Source organism: Burkholderia sp. IDO3 (assembly GCF_003366075.1).
In the GTDB taxonomy this organism is placed as follows: domain Bacteria; phylum Pseudomonadota; class Gammaproteobacteria; order Burkholderiales; family Burkholderiaceae; genus Burkholderia; species Burkholderia anthina.
Genome location: NZ_CP028963.1, coordinates 174,044 through 199,324, shown reverse-complemented (window position 1 = coordinate 199,324; position 25,281 = coordinate 174,044). Strand labels below are relative to the sequence as shown.

The following is a 25,281-nucleotide window of genomic DNA, read 5'->3' as shown; positions in this document are numbered from 1 at the left end:
TCCCGTGACATTTCATTCAGACCCGCTGTACGCGGTCGCCCATCGTCGCGAGGCGCGCCATCACGCGCCGGCTCATCTCCGCAAGCGGCGCCACCTCTTCCGCGCCGCCGAGCGCGATCGCCTCGCGCGGCATGCCGAACACGATGCAGCTCGCCTCGTCCTGCGCGAACGTGTGGGCGCCCGCGCGCTTCATGTCGAGCAGCCCGGCCGCGCCGTCGCGCCCCATCCCCGTGAGGATCACGCCGATCGCGTTCTTGCCCGCGTGCTGCGCCGCCGAGCGGAACAGCACGTCGACCGACGGCCGGTGACGGTTCACCGGCGGCTCCTCCGACAGCTGCGCGATGTAGTTCGCCCCGCTGCGCGCGAGCAGCAGGTGCGCATGGCCCGGCGCGATGTACGCATGGCCCGGCAGCACGCGCTCGCCGTGCTCGGCTTCCTTCACCGCGATCCGGCACAGGCCGTTCAGCCGCTGCGCGAACGATTTCGTGAAGCCCGGCGGCATGTGCTGCGCGATCAGCACCGCCGGCGCGTCCGGCGGCAGCGGCGTCAGCACTTCGCGGATCGCCTCGGTGCCGCCCGTCGATGCGCCGATGATGATCAGCTTCTCGGTACTGACGAGCGGGTTGTTGATCATCGGCGCAGCCGGCTGGCCGGCCGCCGCGCGCGCGGCGGCCTGCGGCTGCGGCGCCTGCCGCACGCGGGCGCGCGACGCCGCGCGAATCTTGTCGGCGAGCTTTTCCGCGTAGTCGAGCATGCCGTCGCGGATCCCGACGCGCGGCTTCGTCACGAAATCCACCGCGCCGAGTTCGAGCGCGCGCAGCGTGATCTCCGAGCCGCGCTCGGTCAGCGACGACACCATCACGACCGGCATCGGCCGCAGCCGCATCAGCTTCTCGAGGAAGTCGAGCCCGTCCATGCGCGGCATTTCGACGTCCAGCGTGAGCACGTCCGGGTTGTGCTGCTTGATGAGCTCGCGCGCGACCAGCGGATCGGGTGCGGTCGCGCACACCGTCATGTCGGGCTGGCTGTTGATGATCTCCGTCATCAGGCTGCGAATCAGCGCCGAGTCGTCGACGCACAACACTTTGATCTTCTGCACTGCGGTCATGCCTCCTGCTTTCTCGAAAGGTTGGCCGCGCCGGCATTCGCGCTCGTCGCCGGCGCACCACCGGCGCCGCGCGCGCCGAACAGCTCGATGCGCGGACGCGCCGGCGGCGGCGCGGCCGGCCGCTGCGCCGCGAACAGCTCGACGTGCGCGCGCGGCCGCGCGGCGCGCACGCGGTTGGCCTCCGCGGCTTCGCGCTCGGTCACGCCCGGCACCTGCAGCCGCAGCTTCTTCACCATCGCGCGCCCCGTGTGCGGCATGAACGCGACCTTGCGCGGATGCACGCCCTGCAGATCCTCCGCGGTAATGCGAATGCGCTCCAGCGCGAGATAGCGGCGCACGAAATCCGCATTGCGATCGCCGATGTTGATGGTCGTCATCCCGGCCAGCACGGCCGCACCGCCGAACACCTTCGCCTCGAAGCGTTCGCGGCGCCCGCCCGCCTTGATCAGTTCGTTGATCAGCACTTCCATCGCGTACGCGCCGTAGCGCATCGATTCCGACGCGGCCGCGCCCGCATCGGCGCCGTCGTCGGGCAACATGAAGTGATTCATCCCGCCGATGCCCGCGAACGGATCGTGCAGGCAGGCGGCGACGCACGAGCCAAGCACGGTCATCAGCACCATGTCCTCGGACGTCGTGTAGAACTCGTTCGGCAACAGCTTCACGCCGGGGCGTTCGAAGTGATTGTCGAAGTAGCGATTGGTCGCGATCGGCAACGCGCTCATCCGCGGTCTCCGTAAGCGGGCGCGGCGCCCGCGGCGCGAACGTGTGCGCGCGGCGACACCGCCGCGACACCGCGCGCACGCGTGCCCGGCACGGCATCGCGCGTCAGTTCGTACACCGTCTGCCCGCGCAGCCGGAATGCCTGCGTGACGTACGTGAAGTTTTCCGAATGACCGGCGAACAGCAGCCCGCCCGGCTTCACGAGCGGTTCGAAGCGCGACAGCACCTGCCCTTGCGTCGGCTTGTCGAAATAGATCATCACGTTGCGGCAGAAGATCGCGTCGAACGGCTTCGCGATCCCGTAGTCGGCATCGGTCAGGTTCAGCTGTTCGAAGCGGATCATCGCGCGCAGCTCCGGGCGCACCTTCACGCGGCCGGCCTGCGCGCCGGTGCCTTTCAGGAAGAAGCGCTTGAGCCGCTCCGGCGCCAGATGCTTGACCTGGTCGTACGTATAGATGCCGGCCTCGGCCTTCGCGAGCACCTGCGTGTCGAGGTCGGTCGCGAGGATCGATGCGCCGCGCGCGGCCGATTCGCCGAGCGCCTCGATCAGCGTGATCGCGATCGAATACGGCTCTTCGCCGGTCGACGCCGCCGAGCACCACACCGACACCGGTGCCGCGCGGCCCTTCACGAAATCCGCGAGGATCGGAAAATGGTGCGACTCGCGGAAGAACGCGGTCAGGTTCGTCGTCAGCGCGTTGGTGAACGCTTCCCACTCGAGCGGATCGTTCTCCTGTTCGAGCAGGTCGAGGTAGTCGCGAAACGTGTCGAGCCCGCGGGCGCGCAGCCGGCGCGCGAGACGGCTGTACGCCATGTCGCGCTTGTGCTCGGACAGCGAGATCCCCGCGCGTTGATGAATCAGCGCGCGGATGCGTGCGAAATCCGCGCCGGTGAACGCGAAGTCGCGCCCCGGCTCGCCCGCGCGAGGCGAGGCGTCCGGTGCATCGGGTCGAAACGGTGCGCGCGCGGCCGACATGGCTTAGAAGGTCTCCCAGTCGTCGTCGGACGTGCCGGCGGCGGCCAGCGCCGGCTTCTCGCCGTTCAGCGCCGGACGCAGCAGCGCGGGCTTGTCGGCCGCCTTGGGCGCCGCGGCGGCCGTCTTCGACAGACGCGGGCCGTAGCCGCTCGCGGCCGGCGCGTCCTTCCGCGTGCGCGCGCCGCTATCGGCCGCGCGCTTCGGTTCGTGGCTCGCGGCCGGGCCCGCCGCCGGCGAAGCCGGCGCCGCGCGGCGCGCGGGCTGGGCGGCGGCCTGCGGCGCCGGCAGTGCCGGCGCGGTTTCGTAACGGCTTGCCGACGGCAGCGCAGGCGCCGCGGCCGGGCGCACGGCGCCGCGCGACGGCGCGAGCGCGATGCCGCCCGTGACGCGCCAGCTCGACACGACCGACTTCATCTGGCGCGTCTGTTCCTCGAGCGACGCCGCCGCCGCAGCAGCCTGCTCGACGAGCGCCGCGTTCTGCTGCGTGACCGAATCCATCTGACCAACCGCGCGATTGACCTGCTCGATGCCGGTCGACTGCTCGTCCGACGCGGCGCTGATCTCGCCCATGATGTCGGTGACGCGGCGCACGGCCTGGACGATCTCGTCCATCGTCGAGCCGGCGCGCGCGACGAGCGCCGACCCGCTTTCGACCTTCCCGGCCGAATCGCCGATCAGTTGCTTGATTTCCTTCGCGGCGCTCGCGCTGCGCTGCGCGAGCGAGCGCACTTCGCCCGCGACCACCGCGAAGCCGCGGCCCTGCTCGCCCGCGCGCGCGGCTTCGACCGCCGCGTTCAGCGCGAGGATGTTGGTCTGGAACGCGATGCCCTCGATCGTGCCGATGATGTCGACGACCTTGCCCGAGCTCGCCGCGATGTCCTGCATCGTCGACACGACCTGGCCGACCACCTCGCCGCCCTGCGTCGCGATGTCGGATGCATTCACCGCGAGCTGGCTCGCCTGCCGCGCGTTCTCCGCGTTCTGCCGCACGGTGCCGGTCAGCTGCTCCATGCTCGATGCGGTTTCCTGCAGCGATGCGGCCTGCTCTTCGGTACGTTGCGACAGGTCGGTGTTGCCGGTCGAGATCTCGCGCGCGCCGACGTCGATCGACTCGGTGCCGCGATGCACGGCCTGCACCATCGTCGTCACGGCGTCCTGCATCCGCTTGATGCCGCCGAACAGGCGGCCGATCTCGTTCTTGCTGAACACGTTCACCGGTTGCGTGAGGTCGCCGCCGGCGATGCGCTCGAAGTGCGCGATCGCATCCTCGAGCGGCTTCACGATCAGCCCGCGCAGCGCGAAGCGGATCGCGATCACGACGACGAACGCGATCGCGATGCCGGCCGCGATCAGGCCGATCATCAGCGAAATCTGCGACTGCGTCGTCGCCTGGCGCTCGTTCGCGCGCTTTTGCAGCGATGCGATCACGGCCGACGCGGCCTGGTCGTAGGCGACGAACATCGGGCTGATCCGGGTGTCGGCGACCGCGTGGTACGCGGTCATGTCGCCCGCGCGCGCGGCCGCGAATTCCGGCTCGACGCCTTCCTTCACGAGCGCCGTGTAGCGCGTGGAAAGCGCGTCGACGAGCGCCTGGTCGACACCGGGCTTCGGCGTCGTCTGGAACGCCTGCCAGTTCTCGTTCGACTTCGTGTAGAGCACCTGCGCGCGGTCGAGCACCTTGCCGGCCTCGGCCGTGTTGCCGGCCTCGGTCAGCGAACGGAAGCGGTCGAGCGACACGCGTGCGCGCAGCAGGTACGACGACGTATCGTCGAGCGCGTGGATCGCCGGCAGGTCGACGTGCGCGATCTCGTCGAGCGAGCGGCTCGCGTGATTGAGCGCGTAGAGGCCGAGCCCGCCGACCGCGGCAGCCAGGCACACGAGGATGAGTCCGACCGCCGTGAGCGTCGTGCGGATCGACCAGTTATGCAACATTGCGGATTCTCCCGAAGTTCCTGCGCGCGCGGCGCGCTTACGCGCCAATCGCTTCGATCAACGCCATTTCCCGGCTCGACATCAGCTTCTCGATGTCCATCAGGATCAGCATCCGGCCGTCGACCGTGCCGAGGCCCGTCAGGTACTCGGTCGTCAGCGTCGCGCCGAATTCCGGCGCCGGCATGATCTGGTCGGCCTGCAGCGTGAGCACGTCCGACACGCCGTCGACCACCATCCCGACCACGCGATGCGCGACGTTCAGGATGATCACGACGGTCTGGTGGTCGTACTCGACGCGGCCCAGATGGAACTTGATCCGCATGTCGACGATCGGCACGATGATGCCGCGCAGGTTGATCACGCCCTTGATGAAATCCGGCGCGTTCGCGATGCGCGTGACGCTCTCGTAGCCGCGGATTTCCTGCACCTTCAGGATGTCGATCCCGTATTCCTCGTCGCCGAGCGTGAACACGAGGAATTCCTGGCCCGTCGCATCGCCTTGCCCGGCGTCGCGGCGGCTGCTGGCCGCGTTCGCCGCGGCCGGATTGATCATTTGGACTTCAGCAGACACGTTTGCCCCCGATGGGTTGAATGGCGAGAGTCAGAAGATCGCGAGCTCGGCGCCGGCTCGGGCGCCGTGCATCGCACGGGTTTCGCGGTTCAGCGCCGCGACGTCGACGATCAGCGCGACGCTGCCGTCGCCCAGGATGGTCGCCGCCGAGATGCCGTGCACCTTGCGGTAGTTGGTTTCGAGGTTCTTCACGACCACCTGCTGCTGGCCGACCAGCTCGTCGATCAGCATCGCGAAGCGGCGCCCCTCGGTTTCCATGATCGTGACGATCCCCTGGGTCGGGTCGGTGCGCGCGTCCTCGACCGAGAACACTTCGTGCAGCGCGACGAGCGGCAGGTATTCGCCGCGCACGCGCACCACGCGCTCGCCGTTGCCGACCGTGTAGATGTCGTCGATCGACGGCTGCAGCGACTCCATCACGAAGTTCAGCGGCAGGATGAAGATCTCGCCGCCGACCTTCACCGACATCCCGTCGAGGATCGCGAGCGTGAGCGGCAGCACGATCCGCGTGGTCGTGCCGCGGCCGGCCTGCGACGTGATCTCGACGTGACCGCCCATCGACTGGATGTTGCGCTTCACGACGTCCATCCCGACGCCGCGGCCCGACACGTCGGTCACCGTCTCGGCGGTCGAGAAGCCCGGCGCGAAGATCAGGTTCCACACCTCTTCGTCGCTGATGCTGTCGGGCACCTGCATGCCCTGTTTCGCGGCTTTCGCGAGAATGCGTTCGCGGTTCAGGCCCGCGCCGTCGTCGCTGACTTCGATCACGATGTTGCCGCCGTGATGCGCGGCCGACAGCACGAGCTGGCCGACCGCATCCTTGCCGGCGGCCACGCGCTTGTCGACCGTCTCGATCCCGTGGTCGAGGCTGTTGCGCACGAGGTGCGTGAGCGGATCGATGATCCGCTCGATCAGGCTCTTGTCGAGCTCGGTCGCCTGGCCGAACGTGACGAGCTCGACCTGCTTGCCGAGCTTGCCGGCGAGGTCGCGCACGAGCCGCGGGAAGCGGCTGAACACGTAGTCCATCGGCATCATCCGGATCGACATCACCGCTTCCTGCAGATCGCGCGCGTTGCGCTCGAGCTGCGCCATGCCGTTGAACAGGCGATCGTGCAGCGCCGGATCGAACGCGCTGGCCGTTTCCGCCAGCATCGCCTGCGTGATCACGAGCTCGCCGACGAGGTTGATCAGTTGGTCGACCTTCTCGACACCCACGCGGATCGAACTGCCTTCGGCGCCCGATGCGGCCGCGGCGGCCGGGCGCGCGCGCTTGTCGTCGTGGTGCGCGGCGGCCGATGCGGCGGGTTCCGCGTGCGGTGCCGGTTGTGCCGACTGCACCGGTTCCGCGGCGGCGGGCGCCGGCGATTGCGGCACGGCGGCGGCCGGTGCGAACACCTCGACCCGCGCGGCGGGTTCGGACGCTACGGCCTCGGCCGGCGCTGCGGCGGGTGCGGCGGGTGCGGTGCCGCGTGCAACGCGGATCTGGCTGTCGTCGATCACGAAGCAGCACACGGCGACGATATCGTCGGACGGCACGTCCGATTCGAGCCACAGCGTCAGGTCGCCCCCCGCTTCCTCGCGGCCGACGATCACGCCGAGATTGCCGAGCTCTTCGGTGAGCAGCGCCTGGTCTTTCGCGTCGACGCCCTTCAGCGTGATCTTCAGGTGCGGGCCGTCTTCGGCGGCGCCGGCGGCATCGATCGTGTCGGCCGCCGGATGCGCGGCCGCGACGGCCTGCTCGACCACGTGATCGGGCGCGCCACCGGTGACGGCCGGTGCAGGTGCCGGTGCGACCGCAGCGACGGCGGGCGCGGCCGGCGCCGCACCGGATGCCCCCGCGCCGCTCTCGGCCTTCAGCCGTTCGAGCTTCGCGCAGATCGCCGCGGCAGCCGCCGCGTCCGGTTCGGCGCTCGCTCGATAGTCGACGAGCTGGTCGGACAGCACGTCCTTGGTCTCGAGGAACGCGTCGACCATTTCCTTGGTCAGCGTCAGCTCATGGTTGCGCGCGCGGTCGAGCAGCGATTCGAGGATGTGCGTCGTCTCGGTCAGCGCGGAAAAGCCGAACGTCGCCGCGCCGCCCTTGATCGAATGCGCGGCGCGGAAGATCGCGGCGAGATCCTCGGGATCGGGCGAGCCGACGTCGAGGTTCAGCAGCAACTGCTCCATCTGCGCGAGCAGCTCGTCCGCTTCGTCGAAAAAGGTCTGGTAGAACTGCGTGATGTCGAGAGTCATGCCCGGTCACCGGTTGGGTTCGTCGCATTCATGTCAGGACGCCGCCGGCTCGGAGAGCGTCGCGACGAGATCGACCAGCACGGCCGGGTCGATCGGCTTTTCGATCCAGCCGGTCGCGCCCGCGTCGCGCGCGGCGTTCTTGAAGGCGTCGCTGCCTTCGGTCGTCAGCACGAGGATCGGCGTGTCCGCGTACGCGGTGAGCTTGCGCAGCGCGGCGATCACTTCGAGCCCGTTCTTGCGCGGCATGTTCTGGTCGGTCAGCACCAGGTCGTACGCGACGGTGGCGGCCATGTCGAAGCCGGCTTCGCCGTCCGGCGCCACCGTCACGTCGTAGCCCGCCTGCGCAAGCGTCGCCTGCAGCAGCGCACGCATGGTCGCGGAGTCGTCGATGGCGAGAATGGTCCGGATCATGTCAGCCTCCGCGGAGCCGCTCCAGGGTGGCTGACAGCCCCCTCGGGGGGCAGCGGACAAAGTGGGCGTGAGGGTTGTTTCATGCGTGTCTCGGCATCGGGGAAACGTCAGGGTTTCGGCACCACGGCGACGGCGCTCGCGAGCACCGGTCGCGCCGCCGCCGACGGGCCGCCGAGCTGCTGCGCCAGCAGCTTCGAGCCCGCCGCGTCGGCCGACAGCGTCGTGGTCGTCTGGTCGTCGCGCATCAGCGCGTCTTCGGATTTGCGGTTCAGCACGATCACGCTGATCCGGCGGTTTTCCGGATCGAGCGGATCGGCCTTGTTCAGGTTCTGCGTCGATGCAAGGCCGAGCACGCGCATCACCTTCGCCTCGTCCATGCCGCCCGCGATCAGCTCGCGGCGCGACGCGTTCGCACGGTCGGCGGACAACTCCCAGTTGCTGTAGCCGCCTTCGCCGCCCGCGTACGGCACCGCGTCGGTGTGGCCCTGGACGATGATCCGGTTCGGCACGTCGTTCAGCGTCTTGCCGATCTCGCGCAGGATGTCGCGCATGTACGGCTCGACCTGGTCGCTCGACATCGCGAACATCGGCCGCTTCTGCGTATCGACGATCTCGATGCGCAAGCCCATCAGCGTCGAATCGATGCGGATCTGCTGCTTGAACTGGCGCAGCGTCGGGTTCGCCTCGATCGCCGCCATCAGCTTGATCTGCAGATCGTGCAGGCGCGCCTGCTCGAGCCGCTCGAGCGCACCCTGCGCCTGCGCGCGCGACTGCTCGTCGATCGGCTTCGCGACGCGCTCCGCGAGCGGCGTCGTGCCGTCCGTGCGGCGCAGCGTGCCCGCGTCGAGGCTCGACAGGTCGCGCCCTCCGCCGTTGATGATGCTGGCTTCCTGCGCGCTGCGATCGCCGCTGCCGAACAGCGCGGCCTTCAGCGGCGTGTTGAAGTAGTCGGCGATTCCTTTCAATTGCACCGGCGTGACCGAGCCCAGCAGCCACATCAGCAGGAAGAACGCCATCATCGCGGTCATGAAATCCGCATACGCGAGCTTCCATGCGCCGCCGTGATGGCCCTTCTTCTGCGGCGCCACCCGCTTCACGACGATCGCGCGATCCGTGTTCTTGCTCATCGGGCGCTCCGCGTCACTTCGCCTTCACGCGGCGCACGTGCTCTTCGAGCTCGGCAAACGACGGACGCTCGGTCGAGAACAGCACCTTGCGGCCGAACTCGACCGCGATCGCCGGCGCATAGCCGTTCAGGCTCGCGAGGATCGTCACCTTGATGCACTGGAACATCTTGGTCGATTCGGCGACGCGCTGCTCCGCGAGGCTCGCGAGCGGCCCGATCAGCCCGTACGACAGCAGTATCCCGAGGAACGTGCCGACCAGCGCCTGCGCGATCATCGCGCCGAGCACCGCGGGCGGCTTGTCGGCCGACGCCATCGTGTGCACGACGCCCATCACGGCCGCGACGATCCCGAACGCCGGCATCGCGTCGCCGACGCGCATCAGCGCGTGCGCGGGCGCTTCGCCTTCCGCGTGGTGCGTCTCGATCTCCTCGTCCATCAGGCTCTCGATCTCGAACGCATTCATGTTGCCGCCCACCATCAGGCGCAGGTAGTCGGTCAGGAATTCGACGATGTGGCGATCGGCGAGGATCTTCGGGTATTGCGTGAAGATCGGGCTCTTGTCCGGATCGTCGATGTCGGCCTCGAGCGTCAGCGTGCCTTCCTTGCGCGCCTTCGCGAGCACGACGTACAAGAGCGCCATCAGCTCCATGTAGACGTCCTTCGTGTACTTCGAGCTCTTGAAGAGCGTCGGGAGCACGCGCAGCGTCGCCTTGATGGTCTTCATGCCGTTGCCGAGGACGAATGCGCCGACGCCCGCGCCCACGATCATCAGGATCTCGAGCGGCTGGACCAGTGCGCCCAGGTGCCCGCCTGCCAGCGCATAACCGCCGAAGACGGACAACAGCGTCACGAGTGTTCCCACGATAATCAGCACTGCCTGTCCCTCACGAAAGACCGGCGGGGAGACCGCCGTTAAACAGGTTTACGGCAGTCGTCAGGAAAACTTTGGCGGCCGTGGGGCGGCGGCGCGGCGGTGTTTACCAGCAATCCCGGCCGGTTCGCGGGGCGCGCGGAGCCGGGTGGCTCCCGCCCGCCCCGCGCCCGGCGGCGCTCAGGCGGCCGCGGCGGCCAGCTCCGCGCGTGCGGCGGCGGCCTTGCGGGTCTTGCCCGCGCGCGACGGCGGCTGGCACAGGCCGCAGACGAAACCTTGATGCGGATCATGCGCATGCGCGACGAAGTGGCCGCCGCAGCGCGTGCACGGGGTCGTCTGCAGCATCCCCGAGTCGAAGAAGCGCACGAGCGTCCACGCGCGCGTGAGGCTCAGCGCAGCCTCGTCGCCGGACAGGCTCACGTGTTCCAGATACAGCCGGTACGCCTTCACGATCGACTGGATCGGCTCGCAGCGACCGTGGTCCTGCATGAACCGGTAGATGTTGTAGAACAGCGACGAGTGGATGTTCGGCTGCCACGTCATGAACCAGTCGGTCGAGAACGGCAGCATCCCCTTGGGCGGCGATACGCCCTTCAGTTCCTTGTACAGCTTGATCAGGCGGTCGCGCGACAGGCTCGTCTCCGCCTCCAGCAGCTGCAGCCGGGCGCCCAGTTCGATCAGTTCGATGGCGAGGGTGATTTCCTTCACCTCGATCACGACGCTTTTGCTTGCCATGGTGAATAACCGTCCGCGTGACGTTGTTCGGAGAATGGCCAATACGCCGCCCGCCGGCGCGCTACGCCGGGACGAACGCAAGGCGGGGAGGATCAGCGGATGCTTTCGACCGGCTGTCCGGCCATCAGGATGGCCGAGTGCGCGTGCGTGACGACGTCGCTGCGCCCTTTGTCGGCGAGCGAGGCCAGCAACGCGTGATCGTCGAAGCGGAAACGGCACAGCATCTGGTTCGACGCGGCGAGCTTCACCGTCTGGGCGAGCGTGAGGTTCGCGAGCACATCGGCCAGTTCCTGCGAGATTCCCATGCGGAACATGCCCATCGCTTTGTCTTCCCGCAGCAGGCGCTGCGCGAGGAGGAGGTACGACAGATTGACCTCTTTGATCTCACTGAGCATTTCGCTGGTAGCGCTCATGATTCCCCCGTTAAAAACTTTGCTTTGGCCTTTCGTGTTATGAAAACGTTTGCTCGATCACGTCGCCCTCGGCGCCGGATCGGCACGTTTATAGTCTTACAGGGCGAATTTTGGCCAAACGGCATTTATGCCGGTATCAGCGAAGTGGCGTATGCCATGCAGGATTTGTCTGTAAACCGTGTAGGAATTTTTCCGACAAGGCGAATTGAAAGGAAGAAAGCGGCGGGGCGCGTTGGGCGCGGATTCGACCGAATGGGTTTCGGCATCGGGCGAATTCGGCGAAAGACCGTCCGGCAAGGCTGCCGGCGAGTGAATCGGTAAAAATTATAGTGCTTTTTCACGATAGCGCAACAATAGTTGCGTCCGTCTCGCTTCGTGTTTATGCGCCCTTTTTATCGGGGTTTTCGCGTATTTCATCGTGTAACAAGCCTTAAGTGTTTGAAAAAACACTCGAACCCCGGAAGGCGATATCGATAATGGACTCCAATGGGCGGCGGCGTGAGCCGCGCCGGCCCGCCCCGCAGCTTGCCGCCCGACGTCCCGCGCACCGCGCCACGAACCGGGCCACGTACCGCACAAAGCGTGCGTCGGCGAGTTCCGAAACCCTTGCATCGGACCAGCACACGCACTCGAGCGCTCACGCTGGTCGACACTGGAGAACGCCCATGCGTATTGCCCAGATCGCGCCGCTTTACGAAGCTGTCCCGCCGAAGCTCTACGGCGGCACCGAGCGTGTCGTGTCCTACCTCACCGAGGCGCTCGTCGAGCTCGGCCACGACGTGACGCTGTTCGCCAGCGGCGACTCCGTCACGTCCGCCCGTCTCGAGGCGGCGTGGCCGCGCGCACTGCGGCTCGACCCGTCGATTCGCGATTCGATGGCGCCCCATATGCGGCTCATCGAGCAGGTGGCCCGCGTCGCGCACGAATTCGACGTGCTGCACTTCCACCTCGACTACCTGCCGTTCGCGCTGATGTCGCGTCTCGACACCCCGTACGTGACGACGCTGCACGGCCGCCTCGACCTGCCGGAGCTGCAGCCGGTGTTCGACGCGTTTCCGGAATCGCCGGTCGTGTCGATCTCGAACTCGCAGCGCAAGCCGCTGCCGCAAGCCGCGTGGGCCGGCACCGTGTATCACGGGCTGCCCGACACGCTGCTCACGCCGCAGCCCGGCGTGAAGCCCGAATATCTCGCGTTCCTCGGCCGGATCTGTCCCGAAAAGCGCGTCGACACCGCGATCCGGATCGCCGCGCAAAGCGGGCTGCCGCTGAAGATCGCCGCGAAGGTCGACAAGGCCGACGCCGACTACTTCAAGGAAGTGATCGAGCCGCTGCTCGGCGAAGCGCATGTCGAATTCATCGGCGAGATCAACGAAGCGCAGAAGCCGGCGTTCCTGTCGGGCGCGAAGGCGTTGCTGTTCCCGATCGACTGGCCGGAGCCGTTCGGGCTGGTGATGATCGAAGCGATGGCTTGCGGCACGCCGGTCGTGGCGTTCAACCGCGGCTCGGTGCCGGAGGTGATCGAGGACGGCGTAACCGGCTTCATCGTCGAGGACGTGCAGGGCGCGGTCGGTGCGCTGCACCGGATCGACAGCCTGTCGCGCGACGCGATTCGTGCACGCTTCGACACGCGTTTCAGCGCGAAAGCGATGGCGCGACGTTATGTCGAAACTTACGAATCGCTTTGCACGGCGGCAAAACAACCGGCCTTGCGCCGGGTCGCGAGCGCCTGACGCCGAAACTCATCGGGAAATATTCTGTAAAGTTCGCGCCGAAATTCGGTGCGTAAAACCAAAGAGCCGCATCGTCGATGCGGCTTTTTCTTTTTTACAGGTCATTCGATCAGGAAACGATCGCGGTTTTTCCCGGCGATCCAATTCGGCGGCTTGCCGCGTCCGCTCCAGGTCGCACCCGTCTTCGGATCCTGGTATTTCGGCGGCAGCGGCGCCTTTTTCGGCGGCCGGCCGCGTCGCGCTCGCTCCGAGAAGCCCAGATCCTGGGCCGTGAGGCCATATTCGGCAATCATTCGCTGGACGTCGGCAATCACCGCCGCCACTTCCTGACGCCGCACGTCTTCCGCCTGGGCCTGCAGATCCGCGATCTGCGCCTTGAGTTTCGCGTATTGAGACACTTTTCGACTCCCCTTTTTCGATGATGCGGTTCCGGCGAGTCCGGCCGGAACATCGACACCTGTTACGTCATCTGCACTGACGCGCTGCCCTTCGAAATTAATGCTGTCATTTTTAACCGATTCGGCTATATCGAGAATGCGGACTTATTCTAATAAGAGCCATTCGTCAGCCATTCAAATTTAACAATCGTTGACCCTCACCGAGCCGATTCATTTCCTATAATCCAGACCGAATCCGGGCGATGAGATTATTCAACGCGTCGTCCGACTGTCATCAATCCACTCGAACGAGGTCCTTACATGAATCTTTCTCAGCGTCTGGCTGCAGAGGTATTCGGCACGTTCTGGCTGGTGCTCGGCGGGTGCGGAAGCGCCGTGCTGGCTGCCGCCTTTCCGGGCCTCGGCATCGGCTTTGCCGGCGTCGCCCTTGCATTCGGCCTGACCGTGCTGACGATGGCATTCGCGATCGGCCATATTTCGGGTTGTCATTTGAATCCGGCCGTGAGCGTCGGCCTGACGGTCGCCGGCCGCTTCCCGGCGCGCGATCTCGCACCGTACATCGTCGCGCAAGTCGTCGGCGCCACGATCGGCGCGTTCGTGCTGTATCTGATTGCTTCCGGCAAGCCGGGCTTCGACGTCGTCAGCAGCGGTTTTGCGACGAACGGCTTCGGCGATCGCTCGCCCGGCCACTACTCGCTCGGCGCGGCGTTCATTTGCGAAGTCGTGATGACGGGCTTCTTCCTGTTCGTGATTCTCGGCGCGACCGACAAGCGCGGTGTGCCGGCCGGCTTTGCGCCGATCGCGATCGGGCTGTGCCTGACGCTGATCCACCTGATCTCGATTCCGGTCACCAACACGTCGGTGAACCCGGCCCGCTCGACCGGCCCGGCGCTGTTCGTCGGCGGCGATGCGATCGGCCAGCTCTGGCTGTTCTGGGTCGCGCCGCTGATCGGCGCGGTGCTCGCCGGGATCATTTACCCGCTGGTCGCCGGGCGCGACGATACCGTCGACCTGCTGCCCGCATCCGCTCGCACAAGCGAATAAAACACTACGGGGTCACGCGAGCAGAGCAGCGAGCCTCACGCTGTCCAACAATATCGAGGCAGGTCATTTCGACGGGCGCCCTGGGCGCCCGTTTTTCATTTCCGTTCAGGAAGCGGCGACGCCGTCGAGGGTGTCCTCGAGCGCGAACAGCGTGCGCAGGTGACGGGCGACGCCCGCGTCGAAGTTGTTGCCGATGCGCGGGATGTGGGGCAGGTGCGCGATCAGATCGGGATTCGCGTTGTTCATCATGAACGCATGACCGGCGGTTTCGAGCAGATCGATGTCGTTCATGTTGTCGCCGAACGCGATGCAGCGGCCGGCGTCGACGCCGAGCCGCGCCAGCACCGCCCGTAGCGCACGGCCCTTCGACACGTTCGCGGTCATCACTTCGAGGCAGTCGGGCAGCGAGTACGTGACGTACAGCGCATCGCCGAACTGCGCGCGCATCTGCTCGGCGACCACGGCCAGATCGGCCGGCTCGCCGATATACAGCACCTTCGCGATGTCGGCGCCGTCGTGCGCGGCCATGTCGATCACGTCGTACCGGAAACCCGAATCCTGGTGGAATTCGAGCAGGTGCGGCGCGTCGCGATCGATCAGCCAGCCGCGGTCGGTGAACAGGTTGACGATCACGCGCCCGTGCGCGCCGACCACGCCCGGCTGCACGAGGCCGCGGACGATCGCCGGATCGATGTCCTGCGCATGGATCGCCGTGTCGTCCGGCGCATGCACGCGCGCGCCGTTCGACGTGATCAGGTATGGCCGAATGCCCAGCACGTCGCGGATGCCGGCGACGTCCGCGTAATGGCGCCCCGTCGCGATCACGAACTGCAGGCCGTCGCGGTCGAGCCGGCGGACGGTCTCGATCGTGTACGGATCGAGCTGGTGGTCGCTGTTCAGCAGGGTGCCGTCGAGATCGGTGGCGATGACTTTGTACATATCGGGCGGGGTAAAAGACGCGCAGGATTCTGCGGAACCGTCATTTTAACGTCGTGCACGTGGACGCGTCGGGCGGTTGGGCGGCTGGGAATGGGGACGGGGACGGTGTGCCGGGCTTCGCCCTTCGCCCTTCGCCCTTCGCCCTTCGCCCTTCGCCCTTCGCCCTTCGCCCTTCGCCCTTCGCCCTTCGCCCTTCGCCCTTCGCCCTTCGCCCTTCGCCCTTCGCCCTTCGCCCTTCGCCCTTCGCCCTTCGCCCTTCGCCCTTCGCCGGCAAGTCTGCCGTTTTCCCGTTCAACCCGCTTCGGCTTCTTTCAACGTCCGCAGCGCGAGCCGCAACGCACCGTGCGCGGAATCGTCGATCGGTGCGCGCAGCCGGGCGGCATGGCGCGCCGGCACCGCCGGCGCAAGCGCGTCGGCCAGCCCGCCGCACAGCGCGACCGGCAGCGCCTGATGCGGATCGAGCGCATCGATCATCTTGCCGATCTCGTCGCCGGCCTGCGCGATCAGCGCGGCAGCATAAGGATGGGTGCGGTGTGCAAGCACGATCGGCGCAAGGCTCGCGTAGATCGTCTGACTCGCATCGCACGACCACTGGACGAGTGCGTCGCGGTCGTGCGCGCCCGTCTCCGCGAACAGCGCGTCGGCGAACGCGTCGCGCGGCACGCGACCGTCGAGCGCCTGCTGCGCGTACGCGAGCGCGCGCATGCCGAGCCATGCGCCGCTCGCCTCGTCGCCGGACGGAAAGCCGAAGCCGCCCGAAATGCGGCAGGTGCCCGCCGCATCGAGCGACGCCGCGATGCTGCCCGTGCCGAGCGCGACGATGAGCCCCGGCGCGCCGCCGTGCGCGCCGACGACGGTCGTATAGGCGTCGCTCTCGATCGCGAGCGCGCCGAGCGGCGCCTGCGCGCGGAACGCGGCAAGCCACGCGGCATTGTTGACGCCCGCGAGCCCGCAGCCGAGCGCGCACTGCGACCAGTCGAACGCGCCCCCCGCGCGCCCGAACGCGTCGGCACAGGCCGCGCCGATCGATGCCCACGCGCGCTCGATGCCGAGGCCAAGGCCCGACGGACCGCCGCGCCCCTGCGCGAGCTCGTTCCCGTGCCGATCGGCCAGCACCGCGCGCGTGCCCGTGCCGCCACCGTCGATGCCGATCGCAAAAAGTAATGCCGTCATGCCTTGACCCCGCTGATTCGAACAGGCGCCAAGCTTAACCGGATCGGCACCGCACGCCCATCTGCCGTTCGGCCAGCTATCCCGTGCATGGGGCTTCCGCTATGCTGGCACGATCGAATCGACACTGGAACGAGGCGGACGATGTCGCAGCGGTGCAATTGGGTGAAGACGGAAGCGGATGCTCACTATCACGATACCGAATGGGGCGTGCCGTCGCGTGACGACCGCCACCTGTTCGAAATGCTGATCCTGGAGGGTGCGCAGGCGGGGCTGTCATGGTCGACGATCCTGAACAAGCGGGCCGGCTATCGCGAAGCCTTCGCGGAATTCGACGTCGACGCGGTCGCGCGCTTCACGCCGAAACGCATCGAGAAACTGCTCGAGAATCCGGGCATCGTGCGCAACCGCGCGAAGGTCGAGTCCGCGGTGACCAATGCGCGGGCCGTGCAGCGCATTCGTGACGAGCACGGGTCGCTCGCGCAATTCATGTGGTCGTTCGTCGACCATACGCCGATCCAGAATGCGTGGCAGTCGTATCGCGACGCCCCCGCGTCGACCGCCCAGTCCGATGCGCTCAGCAAGGCGCTGAAGGCGTACGGCTGCAAGTTCGTCGGCTCGACGATCTGCTACGCGCTGATGCAGGCAACCGGGATGGTCAACGACCACGAGGTCGGCTGCCCGTGCCACGCGCAATGTGCGGCGCTCGGCGGCAAGCAGCCGGCGCGGCGCGGCAACGCGGGCTGAAAGCGGCGAAGCCTTATCGGCCGGCCGGATCGGTAACTCGCCGGGCATCGGCAGGCGCCCGCGCCCCGTCGCGGCCTGGCCTGTCGCCTGGCGCGCCACGCGTAACGACGTCGGCGCGGCTGCCCGCGCGCACGCTGCGCGCCGCCCGCACCCGTGCGCTGCGCTTCTTCACCCAGATGCAGATACCCGTCACGCTGAGCATCGCGATGACGATGCCGAGCACACTCACCGCGATACGGCCCGCCACGCCGGCGATCCGCCCCGAGTGCAGCGGAAACTGCGCCTGCATGAACAGGTCGCCGGCCGAGCCGCGGCCCGGCACCTGCGCGGCAACGGGCTTGCCGGTCACCGCGTCCCAGTAGAGCCACGCGTTGCCGAGCCCGACGTCTCCGTGGTCGTTGCCGGGCGTGAAGAACCCGACCGCGTAGACGTTCATCGCCGGCGCGAACAGCAGCGCGCCGGGCGGCGCGGCGATCCCGGCTTCGCGTCCGGCCGAGCGCGCGAGTTCGACGATCCGCTCGCGCGGCAGCACATGGCTGCCCGGCGGGGCCGGCGGAAAATGTTCGGGATTCGTGTACGGCGTCTCGGCAAGCGGCGAAACCAGCGACACGAGCGGACGCACGAGCGGCACGGCGAGATTCATCGAAATCGATGTGACGGCAACGACCAGCAGCAGTCCCCACACCCAGACACCGCCCGAGCGGTGCAGATCGAATACGAGCGGATAACCGCCGCGGCGCACGCGAAACGCGAACGACTTGCGCCAGCTCTTCGGGTTCGGAAACGCGAGCACCAGCGCGATCAGGCTGTCGAGCGCCCAGACGATGCCGACCATGCCCATCACCCAGAACCCGAAGTTGATCCCGCCATACATGGGCAGAAACAGCGAATAGTGCAGCCGGTAGATGAACGGCATCAGATCGAGCCGCGCGAGCGATAGCGCGCCCCATTCGCGGCGCGCTTGCACGGCGCCCGTCGCGGGATCGACCGCGATCTGGTTGAAATCGAGCACGGGCAACCGGCCGGTCGCCGAATCGGCGCGCGGCGTCACGCCCGCCTGCAGCGTGTGTCCCGGCTCGGTTGCCAGCGGCAGGTAAGTCACCTGGACGCGCGGATCGGCAGCCTCGACGCGCGCCGCGAGTGCGAGCGGCGTCAGCGGTGCGGCATCGCTGCGCGCGACGTAGAAATCCGGGTTCAGTGCGGCGTCGAGCTCGTGATCCCATGCGATCAGCGCGCCGGTGAGGCCCGCGACGAACAGGAACAGCGCGATCGCCAGACCGAACCAGCGGTGCAGGCGAACGAGAAACGGTCGCAGGAGCGCATTCATCGCGCGCCCCGCGAAAGGAAAGCGGGCCGGCACGAATGGCGGCTCGGGATCGACGTGATGCAGGTCATTGGCTGTAAGGCGCCGCGACAACCGTCCCGCCGTGACGATGCTCGGCCGGAAGTCCTTGCGCGCGGCATGGAATTGTTGCGCGTGACGCGAGTTTTGATACGATGCGCGACATTTTAACGCAACGAGAATGATTCTTACTCGCGTTTTTATTCACCTGCCATGACTGTCTGCCTCGCCTGTCCTCCCGTTCGCCCGCGCCGTATGGCGGCCGTCCTCGCCTGCTTCGCCGCGTCGCTCGCGCACGCGGACGATTCGCCCGGCGATGCCGCGCTGCTGCCGGCCCTCAACATCACGGCCGCGCACGATTCGCCGCAGCACCTGACCGACGAGCTGTCGGCCGGCGCGCTCGGCGCGCGCCGCCAGCTCGACACGCCGTTCTCGACGACCATCGTGACGTCCGAAGAACTCGAGGCACGTCAGCCGTACAAGCTCGGCGACGTGTTCGCGAACGATGCGGCCGTGTCCGACAACAGCGGCGCATACAGCGCGTGGGCCAACTACGTGACCGTGCGCGGCATGCAGCTCGACTGGCAGAACGGCTACAAGATCGACGGGCTGCCGTTCATCTCGTACGGCGTCACCATGCCGTACGAGCAGCTCGAACGCGTCGAGTTGCTGAAAGGGCTCGGCGGTTTCCTCTACGGTTTCGTGACGCCTGGCGGCGTCGTCAACTACGTGACGAAGCAGCCGACCGCCGAACCCGTGCGCAGCATCGACGTCGGCTATCGCAGCACCGCCGTCTGGACCGAGCACGCCGATCTCGGCCAGCGCTTCGGGCCGGACAACATGTTCGGCGCGCGGCTGAACGCGACGCACGAGGAGGGCAAGACGTACAACGACGGCAACATTCGCCGCGACAGCGTGTCGCTCGCGCTGCAGGCGAACCTCACCCGCGACCTGTCGGTGACGTTCGGCGCGCTGTACCAGGAGCGCCGCGCGTCGGGCCAGACGCCGTCGATCTTCGTCGGCGGCTATCCGGGCGGCGCGCTACCCGCGACGATCAGCGGCGGCACGACGAATCTCGGCGGCAAGGACCAGTACCTGAACACAAACCTGCAGCTTTACACGGCCGGGCTGCAGTACCAGCTCGCGCCCGACTGGCAGCTCGACGTCGCGTACAGCTACAGCCGGTCGACGCGCGACCGCAACGAAAGCACGCTGTCCCTGGAGAATGCGGCCGGCGACTACTCGGACAGCCGTTATGCCGGGCTGGAGGACAACCGCTTCAGCCAGTGGCGCGCGATGGTCGAGGGCAAGGTGCGCACCGGCCCGTTCAGCCACCAGATCGTGCTCGGCGCGTCATGGCAGAAACAGACGAACGACTATTCGGCGAACAGCGTGTACGTGCCGCTCGGCACGGGCAATCTCTATTCGCCGAACCCGTACCGCTACGAGAGCCCGCACGGCTTCGTCCAGTACCGCACGAGCGAGATCACGCAGAAATCGCTGTTCGCGAGCGACACCGTGCAACTCACCGAACGCTGGTCGGTACTCGCCGGCGTGCGCTACATGAACTACGAGCAGCGCTCGTTCGAGTCGAGCGGCGCCGAAGATCCCGGCTACAGCCGGAACGGCGTCGTGACGCCGACGTTCGCGGTGATGGTCAAGCTCGCGCCGACCACCACCGCATACGCGAGCTACACCGAATCGCTCGAGCCCGGCAGCCGCGTGAACGACGTTTACGCCAACGCCGGCCAGACGCTCAAGCCGCTGCGCAGCAAGCAGTACGAACTGGGGATCAAGAGCGAGCATGCGCGCTGGAGCGCGACGGCCGCGCTGTTCCGCGTCGAGCGCAGCGCCGAATATGCGAACGCCGCGAACGTCTACGTGCAGGATGGCGAATCGGTGATCCAGGGGATCGAATTCGGCGCGCGCGCGAAACTCGGCGCGCGCTGGCACGCGGGCGTCGATGCGATGCTGCTCGACGCGTGGTATGCGAACGGGATCGGCAACAATGGCAACCGCGTCGCGGGCGCCCCACGCTTCGTGCTTGCGGGCGACCTCGGCTATGCGGTGCCGGGCGTTCCGGGCCTGACGCTCGGCATCGACGCGAAATTCACCGGCGCGACGCCGCTACGCGCGGCGGGCGGGCTCGACGCGCCCGGCTTCCTCGTCGTCAATGCCGGCGCGCGCTACCTGACGCGCATCGGCCGCCACGACGTGACGCTGCGCGCATCGATCGACAACGTGCTGAACCGCCGCTACTGGGAATACCAGTACGCCGACTATGTGAAGCCGGGCGACCCGCGCACGGTGAGCCTGAACGCAAAAATCGACTTCTGAGCGAAGCGGCCGGCGGCCCGAGCCGCCGGTCGAAACCGCCAAACCGGCGCCAAAAAGCAAAACGGCGGAGCGGCTTCTTTCGAAGCACACTCCGCCGTTTCGCGGCGAACCGTCAGACGCTCTTAGTGGAGCTTCTTCGGCAGCATCTGGCTGCGCAGGCGCTTGTGCAGGCGCTTGACGGCTGCTGCCTTCTTGCGCTTGCGGACTGCGGTCGGCTTTTCGTAGGACTGGCGTTCGCGCAGTTCAGCGATCAGGCCATTTTTTTCGATAGCACGGCGAAAGCGGCGAATCGCCACTTCGAACGGCTCGTTTTCTTTCAGAAGAATCGTCGTCATGTCGTTCCTAAATTGCTTAAACGGTCAAAAACGTAGCGGCCAAGCGCCACGCACCGGCCATCCGGGCGTTCCCACAACAGGCGAAACGAGCGGAAATACGGCCTCGGAGGCCGGAAAAGAGAGGCGGAAAGCACCGCGAGTACGCTTCACAAGCCGCGTGCAGCGCCGCGTTTGACTGCCAGCAGGAATGCCGTAACGGCATAGGCGTGACAGAAAATCTCAATTCAGCCCGCCATCATATCAGGGAATCACAGACAAAACCATCCTTTTGTCGATCGCGCGTGCGCATCCGCACCACATCGCAGCCGAGCCATTCCGCCCCCGTTTTTATCCGGCGCCGTGTCGGGTCCGGTCGAAATGACAAAGAACGACAAAAAATCGGGCCGAATGATAACGATGCCCTCAAGTTTTGTTTTGGGCCGCCGAAATCCTGCTCTGAGGCGGCCAGCAATGAACGAGTGCTTCCGCCGATGCCAAAACGGCTTTCCAGGGCTTTCGGCTTAAACAGGAGAATTTCCATGCTCGGAATCAATAGCAACATCAACTCGCTGGTTGCTCAGCAGAACCTCAACGGCTCGCAAAACGCCCTGTCGCAGGCAATCACCCGCCTGTCCTCGGGCAAGCGCATCAACAGCGCGGCCGACGACGCGGCAGGCCTCGCAATCGCGACCCGCATGCAAACGCAGATCAACGGCCTGAACCAGGGCGTGTCGAACGCGAACGACGGCGTGTCGATGATCCAGACCGCATCGAGCGGCCTGTCGCAGATCACGTCGAGCCTGCAGCGTATCCGCCAGCTGGCCGTGCAATCCTCGAGCGGCTCGCTGTCGTCGAGCGACCAGCAAGCGCTGCAACAGGAAGTCACGCAGCAGATCGCTGAAGTGAACCGTATCGCTTCGCAAACGAACTACAACGGCAAGAATGTGCTGGATGGTTCGGCAGGTAACATCAGCTTCCAGGTTGGCGCAAACGTCGGTCAGACGATTTCGCTGAACCTGACGCAGAACGTTTCTGCGTTCACCCTGGGTACCGGCCTGCCGGCAAAAGGTTCGACAGTCGGCACGCTGTCGGGCCTTAGCCTCGACAACAACGGCAACGCGGTCACGAGTGGCGCAACGGTTACGTCGATCAACGTCCTGGCCGACGGCAAAGGCGGCTTCACGTTCACCGACCAGAACAACCAAGCATTGTCGGCAACGGCCACCAGTTCCCTGTTCTCCGGCACCGTGACCGGCTCCGGCACGGCGCTCACGCTCACGCCGAAGGGGGCACTCTCGGGTACGGCGACCCAGACGGCAGCCAACGCGGCGGCAGTCACGGACCTGGCTGCGATCAACGCCGGCAACACCGCCAACACTACGGCAGCGCCCGGTACTGCAGGCACCCTCCTCGGCACGATTTCCGGCCTGAGTCTTGATCAGAGCGGCGCAGCAGTCACTTCAGGTGCTGCCATCACATCGGTGACGGTCAAGACCGACGGCTCGGGCAACTTCCAGTTCTTCGATCAGAACGGCGCGGGCCTGTCGACTCCGGCAATCAACGCCTTGTTCACGGTGACCAACGCAACCGGTACCGCAGGCGGCTCGCTGACCGCCACGTCGTTCCTGACGAGCAACGGTGCGTTTTTCATGGGCGCGAATGCTGCCGCCGCATCCAGCGGCATCACCTCGGTCAATGCCAACAATGCGCCGCCGAAGGTCGCCAACATCGATATCAGCACGACGGACGGCGCAACGCAGGCAATGGAATCGATCGACAATGCCTTGGCGACCGTCAACAACATGCAGGCAAACCTCGGCGCCGCGCAAAACCGCTTCACCGCGATCAGCACGACGCAGCAAACGCAGTCGACCAACCTGTCGCAAGCCCAGTCGCAAATCCAGGACGCGAACTTCGCGCAGGAAACCGCGAACCTGAGCAAGGCACAGGTGCTGCAGCAGGCCGGCATCTCGGTGCTCGCGCAAGCGAACTCGCTGCCGCAGCAGGTCCTGAAGCTCCTGCAGTAATATCGCTTCTCGCTGTCACGCCCGGGGTTTCGCGCAAAGCAACGCGCGGCGCCCCGGGCGCTTTGGCCTGTACAGGCCGAAATCAACCGAAAACGCAACACCGCAGGCCTTCACGCATTACGCGTTCGATAACCCCATACGCATCGCTCATCCGGGGCACGGAGCCATCATATGTCCACCGTCAACACCAGTACGTCCAGCGCCAACGCGGACAGCGCGCTTCAGCAAGCCGCGCAGTCGATCATCAGCGGCTCGACCGGCAACACGACGATGGACGTCAACTCCCTCGTGACGGCGCTCGTGAACGCGAAAACGGCCGGCCAGACATCCGCGCTGACCGCGCAGCAAACCTCCGACAACACCCAGATTTCCGCGTACGGCACGCTGTCGGCCGCGTTGAGCGCGCTGCAGGCCGGCCTGACGACCCTCACCAACGGCACGCTGCAGAGCACCTTCACCGCGACGCCGAGCGGCGACGGCCTCACCGCGACGGCCGGCCAGGGCGCGGTCGCCGGCACCTACAACGTGAACGTGAGCCGGGTCGCGTCCGCGCAGGCGTTGTCGTCGGTCGGCTTCACCGACCCGACCAAGGGCCTCGGCAGCGGCACGCTGGCCCTGTCGCTCGGCACCCAGTCGTTCTCCGTCAACGTCGACAGCTCGAACAACACGGTGGCCGGCATCGCGGCCGCGATCAACGGCGCATCGGGCAACCCGGGCATCACGGCAACGGTCGTCACCGGCACCGACGGCGCCCACCTCGTGCTGAGTTCGGCATCGACCGGCGCGTCCAACACGATCAGCGTCGCGGTCAGCAATCTGAGCGACGACGCCGGACTGTCGAATCTCGGCGTCACGTCCGTCCCCGGCCAGAATGGCGGTCCGTCGACCTTCACGTCCATCAACCCCAATGCCGCCTGGTCGCAGAGCACGCCCGGCCAGGATGCCGCGTTCTCGATCAACGGCATCAGCGCAACGAGCTCGACCAACACGGTGACTTCGGCGATCGCCGGCGTCACGCTGAACCTGACGTCCGCCGCGGTCGGCGACGCGCAGGCGCAGACCCTGACGATCGCGCCCGACACGAAGTCGCAAGCCACGGCGATCAACAATTTCGTGAGCCTGTACAACACCCTCGTCACGACGATGGGCACGCTCACCCAGTTCACGTCCGGCGCGACCACGCAAGGCCCGCTGCTCGGCGACTCGACGCTGAACACCATCAAGAACACGCTCGCGTCGCTCGCCACGACGGGCGTGAAGAGCGGCAACTCGACGCTGACGCTGTCGTCGATCGGCATCACGCTGCAGGCCGACGGTACGCTGCAGGCCGACAGCACCAAGCTCAATACCGCGCTGCAGAACAACGCGGCGGGCGTCGCCGCACTGTTCAACTCGACCAACGGCATCGGCGCGCAAATGTCGACGGCCATCACCAAATTCACCCAGACGGGCGGCCTGATCGACGTGCGGACGTCCGCACTCAACGCCGACCTGAAGAGCATCACGCAACAGCAGTCGAACCTGGCCGACTACACGACTCAACTGACGAACCAGTACCAGGCGCAATTCACCGCGCTGAACACGCTGATGGCGACGATGAACAACAATTCGCAATACCTGACGCAGCTGTTCGGCGGCACGAACAGCGCCGGCGCGTTGTCGAACAACAAGTAAGCAGCGTGCACGAGGCGGAAAAATGGAACAGCACGAACTGATCGAGCGGCTGAACGCGCTCACCGACGACATCGAACACGCAGCGTCGATGGCCGACTGGGCGGAAGCCGCGCGTCTCGCGGAAGTCCGCTCGCCGCTGCTCATGACGATGACGGCGAGCCAGCCGCCGGAAGGTCTCGCCGCGATTCGCCGCATTCAGGCCAGCAACGCGCGTATTTTTGCCGAAGCGCATCTCGCGCAGCGCGAACTCGCCGACGAGTATCACGCGGCCATGGGGCGTGTGCAGGCCGTCAGCGAATATCACCACATGGCGCGCCTGTAACGGCGCCCGCGAAGACGTACCGACGGACAACAAGCACTACACGCCGAAGTAAGGGCGTGCTCGTTCGACTCGTGCCCGCGTTCGCGCGGGTATTTTTTTTGTCCGTCGATCCGGTACGCACCGACGGCACGGCGCAAC

The 25,281-nt window shown here is 66.6% G+C and carries 24 protein-coding genes; 7 read left to right on the top strand and 17 right to left on the bottom strand.

Features of this window, described 5'->3' with window-relative positions; genetic code table 11:
- Window positions 1–16: 16 nt before the first annotated feature.
- From DCN14_RS15310 to flhD, 11 genes are all read right to left on the bottom strand, one after another.
- A complete protein-coding gene (locus DCN14_RS15310) occupies window positions 17–1,108 on the bottom strand; it encodes a chemotaxis response regulator protein-glutamate methylesterase (RefSeq protein ID WP_115531416.1) in 1,092 nt (363 codons plus the stop codon).
- Window positions 1,105–1,833, bottom strand: coding sequence for a chemoreceptor glutamine deamidase CheD (gene cheD / locus DCN14_RS15305; RefSeq protein ID WP_115531415.1), 729 nt, complete (start codon window positions 1,831–1,833; stop codon window positions 1,105–1,107). Before cheD ends, DCN14_RS15310 begins: the two co-directional genes overlap by 4 nt.
- A complete protein-coding gene (locus DCN14_RS15300) occupies window positions 1,830–2,807 on the bottom strand; it encodes a CheR family methyltransferase (protein WP_096509062.1) in 978 nt (325 codons plus the stop codon). Before DCN14_RS15300 ends, cheD begins: the two co-directional genes overlap by 4 nt.
- Before the next feature lie 3 nt (window positions 2,808–2,810).
- Window positions 2,811–4,739 carry a methyl-accepting chemotaxis protein gene (locus tag DCN14_RS15295; RefSeq protein ID WP_115531414.1) on the bottom strand — a complete coding sequence of 643 codons (1,929 nt, stop codon included), beginning with the start codon at window positions 4,737–4,739 and terminating at the stop codon, window positions 2,811–2,813.
- A gap of 37 nt (window positions 4,740–4,776) precedes the next feature.
- Window positions 4,777–5,292, bottom strand: a complete 516-nt coding sequence (gene cheW, locus DCN14_RS15290) for a chemotaxis protein CheW (protein ID WP_096509044.1) — start codon at window positions 5,290–5,292, stop codon at window positions 4,777–4,779.
- Between the two features lie 48 nt (window positions 5,293–5,340).
- A complete protein-coding gene (cheA, locus tag DCN14_RS15285; protein WP_096509043.1) occupies window positions 5,341–7,542 on the bottom strand; it encodes a chemotaxis protein CheA in 2,202 nt (733 codons plus the stop codon).
- 33 nt (window positions 7,543–7,575) lie between these two features.
- The gene (locus DCN14_RS15280; RefSeq protein ID WP_096509042.1) at window positions 7,576–7,953 is read right to left on the bottom strand and encodes a response regulator; all 378 of its coding nucleotides are present in this window, start codon (window positions 7,951–7,953) and stop codon (window positions 7,576–7,578) included.
- A gap of 107 nt (window positions 7,954–8,060) precedes the next feature.
- On the bottom strand, window positions 8,061–9,080 hold the full coding sequence (gene motB, locus DCN14_RS15275; protein ID WP_096509041.1) for a flagellar motor protein MotB: 1,020 nt from the start codon (window positions 9,078–9,080) through the stop codon (window positions 8,061–8,063).
- A gap of 13 nt (window positions 9,081–9,093) precedes the next feature.
- A complete protein-coding gene (motA, locus tag DCN14_RS15270) occupies window positions 9,094–9,954 on the bottom strand; it encodes a flagellar motor stator protein MotA (RefSeq protein WP_096509040.1) in 861 nt (286 codons plus the stop codon).
- A gap of 177 nt (window positions 9,955–10,131) precedes the next feature.
- Window positions 10,132–10,686, bottom strand: a complete 555-nt coding sequence (gene flhC, locus DCN14_RS15265) for a flagellar transcriptional regulator FlhC (protein WP_096506657.1) — start codon at window positions 10,684–10,686, stop codon at window positions 10,132–10,134.
- A 92-nt stretch (window positions 10,687–10,778) separates the two neighbouring features.
- On the bottom strand, window positions 10,779–11,099 hold the full coding sequence (flhD, locus tag DCN14_RS15260) for a flagellar transcriptional regulator FlhD (RefSeq protein ID WP_096506658.1): 321 nt from the start codon (window positions 11,097–11,099) through the stop codon (window positions 10,779–10,781).
- A 665-nt stretch (window positions 11,100–11,764) separates the two neighbouring features.
- On the opposite strand from flhD, the gene DCN14_RS15250 reads away from it, so the two are divergent.
- Window positions 11,765–12,829 (top strand): glycosyltransferase family 4 protein, encoded by a 1,065-nt coding sequence (locus tag DCN14_RS15250; RefSeq protein ID WP_096506659.1) that lies wholly within the window; start codon window positions 11,765–11,767, stop codon window positions 12,827–12,829.
- 101 nt (window positions 12,830–12,930) lie between these two features.
- On the opposite strand, the gene DCN14_RS15245 is transcribed toward DCN14_RS15250, so the two are convergent.
- Window positions 12,931–13,227: an H-NS histone family protein gene (locus DCN14_RS15245; protein ID WP_096506660.1), complete on the bottom strand. Its 297-nt coding sequence runs from the start codon at window positions 13,225–13,227 to the stop codon at window positions 12,931–12,933.
- A gap of 300 nt (window positions 13,228–13,527) precedes the next feature.
- Here DCN14_RS15245 and aqpZ point away from each other — a divergent pair, with 300 nt between their 5' ends.
- The gene (aqpZ, locus tag DCN14_RS15240; RefSeq protein ID WP_096506661.1) at window positions 13,528–14,271 is read left to right on the top strand and encodes an aquaporin Z; all 744 of its coding nucleotides are present in this window, start codon (window positions 13,528–13,530) and stop codon (window positions 14,269–14,271) included.
- Window positions 14,272–14,376: 105 nt separating this feature from the next.
- Here the strand turns inward: aqpZ and DCN14_RS15235 are convergent, their stop codons facing one another.
- Together DCN14_RS15235 and DCN14_RS15230 are read right to left on the bottom strand one after the other, a co-directional pair.
- Window positions 14,377–15,210, bottom strand: coding sequence for a Cof-type HAD-IIB family hydrolase (locus tag DCN14_RS15235; protein WP_096506662.1), 834 nt, complete (start codon window positions 15,208–15,210; stop codon window positions 14,377–14,379).
- Between the two features lie 291 nt (window positions 15,211–15,501).
- Window positions 15,502–16,383, bottom strand: a complete 882-nt coding sequence (locus DCN14_RS15230) for a BadF/BadG/BcrA/BcrD ATPase family protein (RefSeq protein ID WP_096506663.1) — start codon at window positions 16,381–16,383, stop codon at window positions 15,502–15,504.
- Between the two features lie 141 nt (window positions 16,384–16,524).
- Here DCN14_RS15230 and DCN14_RS15225 point away from each other — a divergent pair, with 141 nt between their 5' ends.
- The gene (locus DCN14_RS15225; protein WP_096506664.1) at window positions 16,525–17,127 is read left to right on the top strand and encodes a DNA-3-methyladenine glycosylase I; all 603 of its coding nucleotides are present in this window, start codon (window positions 16,525–16,527) and stop codon (window positions 17,125–17,127) included.
- Between the two features lie 13 nt (window positions 17,128–17,140).
- Here the strand turns inward: DCN14_RS15225 and DCN14_RS15220 are convergent, their stop codons facing one another.
- Window positions 17,141–18,454, bottom strand: coding sequence for a PepSY-associated TM helix domain-containing protein (locus DCN14_RS15220; RefSeq protein WP_240327369.1), 1,314 nt, complete (start codon window positions 18,452–18,454; stop codon window positions 17,141–17,143).
- Window positions 18,455–18,682: 228 nt separating this feature from the next.
- Here DCN14_RS15220 and DCN14_RS15215 point away from each other — a divergent pair, with 228 nt between their 5' ends.
- Window positions 18,683–20,806 carry a TonB-dependent receptor gene (locus DCN14_RS15215; RefSeq protein WP_096506665.1) on the top strand — a complete coding sequence of 708 codons (2,124 nt, stop codon included), beginning with the start codon at window positions 18,683–18,685 and terminating at the stop codon, window positions 20,804–20,806.
- Between the two features lie 122 nt (window positions 20,807–20,928).
- Here DCN14_RS15215 and rpsU read toward each other — a convergent pair whose 3' ends face one another.
- Window positions 20,929–21,141, bottom strand: coding sequence for a 30S ribosomal protein S21 (gene rpsU, locus DCN14_RS15210; RefSeq protein ID WP_006401410.1), 213 nt, complete (start codon window positions 21,139–21,141; stop codon window positions 20,929–20,931).
- A 235-nt stretch (window positions 21,142–21,376) separates the two neighbouring features.
- Window positions 21,377–21,661 (bottom strand): hypothetical protein, encoded by a 285-nt coding sequence (locus tag DCN14_RS37990; RefSeq protein ID WP_143331694.1) that lies wholly within the window; start codon window positions 21,659–21,661, stop codon window positions 21,377–21,379.
- Between DCN14_RS37990 and DCN14_RS15205 the strand changes: the two genes are divergently transcribed.
- The 3 genes from DCN14_RS15205 to DCN14_RS15195 all read left to right on the top strand — a co-directional run bounded on the left by DCN14_RS15205 (window position 21,660) and on the right by DCN14_RS15195 (window position 25,143).
- A complete protein-coding gene (locus DCN14_RS15205; RefSeq protein ID WP_096506666.1) occupies window positions 21,660–23,147 on the top strand; it encodes a flagellin in 1,488 nt (495 codons plus the stop codon). The genes DCN14_RS37990 and DCN14_RS15205 overlap by 2 nt on opposite strands.
- Window positions 23,148–23,318: 171 nt before the next feature.
- The gene (fliD, locus tag DCN14_RS15200) at window positions 23,319–24,821 is read left to right on the top strand and encodes a flagellar filament capping protein FliD (protein WP_096506667.1); all 1,503 of its coding nucleotides are present in this window, start codon (window positions 23,319–23,321) and stop codon (window positions 24,819–24,821) included.
- A gap of 22 nt (window positions 24,822–24,843) precedes the next feature.
- Window positions 24,844–25,143 carry a flagellar protein FliT gene (locus DCN14_RS15195; protein WP_096506668.1) on the top strand — a complete coding sequence of 100 codons (300 nt, stop codon included), beginning with the start codon at window positions 24,844–24,846 and terminating at the stop codon, window positions 25,141–25,143.
- The last annotated feature ends 138 nt before the right edge of the window (window positions 25,144–25,281 follow it).

Excerpts from the sequence above, each read along its gene's own strand:
- DCN14_RS15310 (WP_115531416.1), bottom strand. The coding sequence starts at position 1,108 with ATGACCGCAGTGCAGAAGATCAAAGTGTTGTGCGTCGACGACTCGGCG.
- cheD (WP_115531415.1), bottom strand. The coding sequence starts at position 1,833 with ATGAGCGCGTTGCCGATCGCGACCAATCGCTACTTCGACAATCACTTC.
- DCN14_RS15300 (WP_096509062.1), bottom strand. The coding sequence starts at position 2,807 with ATGTCGGCCGCGCGCGCACCGTTTCGACCCGATGCACCGGACGCCTCG.
- DCN14_RS15295 (WP_115531414.1), bottom strand. The coding sequence starts at position 4,739 with ATGTTGCATAACTGGTCGATCCGCACGACGCTCACGGCGGTCGGACTC.
- cheW (WP_096509044.1), bottom strand. The coding sequence starts at position 5,292 with ATGATCAATCCGGCCGCGGCGAACGCGGCCAGCAGCCGCCGCGACGCC.
- cheA (WP_096509043.1), bottom strand. The coding sequence starts at position 7,542 with ATGACTCTCGACATCACGCAGTTCTACCAGACCTTTTTCGACGAAGCG.
- DCN14_RS15280 (WP_096509042.1), bottom strand. The coding sequence starts at position 7,953 with ATGATCCGGACCATTCTCGCCATCGACGACTCCGCGACCATGCGTGCG.
- motB (WP_096509041.1), bottom strand. The coding sequence starts at position 9,080 with ATGAGCAAGAACACGGATCGCGCGATCGTCGTGAAGCGGGTGGCGCCG.
- flhC (WP_096506657.1), bottom strand. The coding sequence starts at position 10,686 with ATGGCAAGCAAAAGCGTCGTGATCGAGGTGAAGGAAATCACCCTCGCC.
- flhD (WP_096506658.1), bottom strand. The coding sequence starts at position 11,099 with ATGAGCGCTACCAGCGAAATGCTCAGTGAGATCAAAGAGGTCAATCTG.
- DCN14_RS15250 (WP_096506659.1), top strand. The coding sequence starts at position 11,765 with ATGCGTATTGCCCAGATCGCGCCGCTTTACGAAGCTGTCCCGCCGAAG.
- aqpZ (WP_096506661.1), top strand. The coding sequence starts at position 13,528 with ATGAATCTTTCTCAGCGTCTGGCTGCAGAGGTATTCGGCACGTTCTGG.
- DCN14_RS15235 (WP_096506662.1), bottom strand. The coding sequence starts at position 15,210 with ATGTACAAAGTCATCGCCACCGATCTCGACGGCACCCTGCTGAACAGC.
- DCN14_RS15230 (WP_096506663.1), bottom strand. The coding sequence starts at position 16,383 with ATGACGGCATTACTTTTTGCGATCGGCATCGACGGTGGCGGCACGGGC.
- DCN14_RS15225 (WP_096506664.1), top strand. The coding sequence starts at position 16,525 with ATGTCGCAGCGGTGCAATTGGGTGAAGACGGAAGCGGATGCTCACTAT.
- DCN14_RS15220 (WP_240327369.1), bottom strand. The coding sequence starts at position 18,454 with ATGAATGCGCTCCTGCGACCGTTTCTCGTTCGCCTGCACCGCTGGTTC.
- DCN14_RS15215 (WP_096506665.1), top strand. The coding sequence starts at position 18,683 with ATGACTGTCTGCCTCGCCTGTCCTCCCGTTCGCCCGCGCCGTATGGCG.
- rpsU (WP_006401410.1), bottom strand. The coding sequence starts at position 21,141 with ATGACGACGATTCTTCTGAAAGAAAACGAGCCGTTCGAAGTGGCGATT.
- DCN14_RS15205 (WP_096506666.1), top strand. The coding sequence starts at position 21,660 with ATGCTCGGAATCAATAGCAACATCAACTCGCTGGTTGCTCAGCAGAAC.
- DCN14_RS37990 (WP_143331694.1), bottom strand. The coding sequence starts at position 21,661 with ATGGAAATTCTCCTGTTTAAGCCGAAAGCCCTGGAAAGCCGTTTTGGC.
- fliD (WP_096506667.1), top strand. The coding sequence starts at position 23,319 with ATGTCCACCGTCAACACCAGTACGTCCAGCGCCAACGCGGACAGCGCG.
- DCN14_RS15195 (WP_096506668.1), top strand. The coding sequence starts at position 24,844 with ATGGAACAGCACGAACTGATCGAGCGGCTGAACGCGCTCACCGACGAC.